Source organism: Nocardia sp. NPDC060220 (genome assembly GCF_042727815.1).
Classification (GTDB): domain Bacteria; phylum Actinomycetota; class Actinomycetes; order Mycobacteriales; family Mycobacteriaceae; genus Nocardia.
In genome coordinates, this window is the sequence record NZ_JBHWZY010001118.1 from 1 (window position 1) to 1,871 (window position 1,871).

Below are 1,871 nucleotides of genomic sequence, written 5' to 3' on the forward strand. Positions count from 1 at the left end.
GCTCGTCAGCCGCTCGGTGGTGTCGCGCCAGCGTTTCTTGCGCTGATCGCGGCGTCGATTGCATTGGCAACTCGTTCGGCGGCTTCCTGCCAGCGCCGCAGTTCCTCGACGGCCGGAGCGAGCTGATAGTCGTTGTGGTGTGCCGTCGTCGACAGCTCTGACCACAGCAGTCGCGCTTCGCCGGCCGCTTCCTCACCGATGTACTTGGGTAGCACGAGAAGTTGCGCTCGCACTGTCACTCGCTCCATCTTCGGTGAAACGGCTCGCCACAATTCCCGAATAGCCTGCTCCATGGCGATTCGCAACATCCAGGCGCTGGCTCGGGGCCACATCCCACCGATATCGGATCCTGCGTCCGTGATGAGGTTGTCTGCGGTCCGCAGACGCGAGTTGACGGAGCTCAACGGTTGAGCCACTTGGCCATCCTTTCCGCGCGGTTGATCAGGTCGCCGAGTTCGTCACGGGTGCTGCCATGGGCACCGCTGTTGCATATCCGGACAACGGTCGAGGCCCAGGGGGCGAGCTCGCGGTCGAGGTGGGCGAGAATGTCGGATTCCCTGGTCCGGTCGTAGAACACGGCCAGTGCCAGCTTCTGCACGGTGCGTTCGGCTTTGTCGAGCTGTTCGGTGATGTCGGATTGCCGGAACCCGTGCTCGCCGAGGACTCTCCTGACCTGGGTGGTGGCGGCGGATTCGATCGCGAGTCGGCAGCAGAGCGCGATCATCTCGTCGGCTTCTTCGCGCGGAAGATTACGGGTGAGGCTCAGAGCGCGGGCGTCGTCGATGTAGCGGCGGACCGGGTCGATTGAAACCCGGACTTCGACTACAGATCGTTCCCGGCGCTGAACGTCGAGGACCGTCGCGGGAATCTGCAAGCGCCGCACTGCTTCTGGAAGCCGCAGGTCGTGGGTGAATACGATCACTTGCCTCGTGCGAGCGACGTCGGCGAGCACTCGAGCCAACCCATCGACCTTCGTCGGGTCCATCGACTGGACGGGGTCGTCGATCATCAGGAATCGGAATGGACTCTGTTCAGCTGTGGCTCGGGGGAGAAACAACGAGAGTCCGAGCGAGTGCAGCTCGCCCTGGCTCATGACCCCGAGAGCCGCTCCGGCGACACCGTCGACTGTCACGTCGAGGCTGACCCGTCGAGTTTGTGCCGTGCCTTCCAATACGACACCGCCGAGCTCGACATTGCTCTGCTGCCGCAGTGTCGTCCAGACCCGCTGCGACAGTTCGGTCAGCGGTCGCATCCGCTCGTCGCGTAGGGCTACAGCCGCGTTCTTGAGCCAGATCTCCGCGGTCTTGACCGTCTTCAGTTCGTCGGCCGCGCCGACGCACGCACTAGCGCTGTCGGCCCAGGTCGCGACCTGTCGGGCAAGGGGTGACCACACGTCGTCGAGCCGAGCCAGTTCGGTGTGAGCACGGGTCTTCAGATCGGCAAATGCCTCGTGAACCCGCCGATGTCGGTCTCGCAGCTGGGCGGGCAGCGCTGCATGTTCGGCGGTAGCGAGCTCGGCCCATTGCCGCCACGCGTTGACGGCGTCACCCGACTCGATCGGGCAGTTCGACAGGATCGCGGGGAGCGGTCTGATCAGCTGGCGAACGGCGGCCGATGCCGTGCTGTGCTGTCGTTCCGCCTCGGCGAGCTCTGTTGTGCGGGTCCGGATCTCGGCGACGGTCTGTCGAGCATTGCCTCGCCACCGTTCGTTGAGTTCACCTTCGCCGCACACCGGGCATCGGCAGTCGGCGCCATCCGTGAATTCCGACGCCAGCGTCAAGAGCTTCAGCAACTTGGCACTCGACTCGGCGTCCGAGGTTGCGGCTCCGAGGAGGCGACTGGTCGCGGTCGTGAGTTGTGCAAGGGCTTCG

At 64.6% G+C, this 1,871-nt stretch carries 1 protein-coding gene and 1 pseudogene; both read right to left on the reverse strand.

Going from position 1 to position 1,871, the window contains the following annotated elements; genetic code table 11:
• Positions 1 to 5: 5 nt before the first annotated feature.
• On the reverse strand, positions 6 to 308 hold the full coding sequence (locus ACFWF3_RS34280; RefSeq protein WP_379318186.1) for a hypothetical protein: 303 nt from the start codon (positions 306 to 308) through the stop codon (positions 6 to 8).
• A gap of 92 nt (positions 309 to 400) precedes the next feature.
• Positions 401 to 1,871, reverse strand: a pseudogene (locus tag ACFWF3_RS34285) (hypothetical protein); the annotation flags it as partial.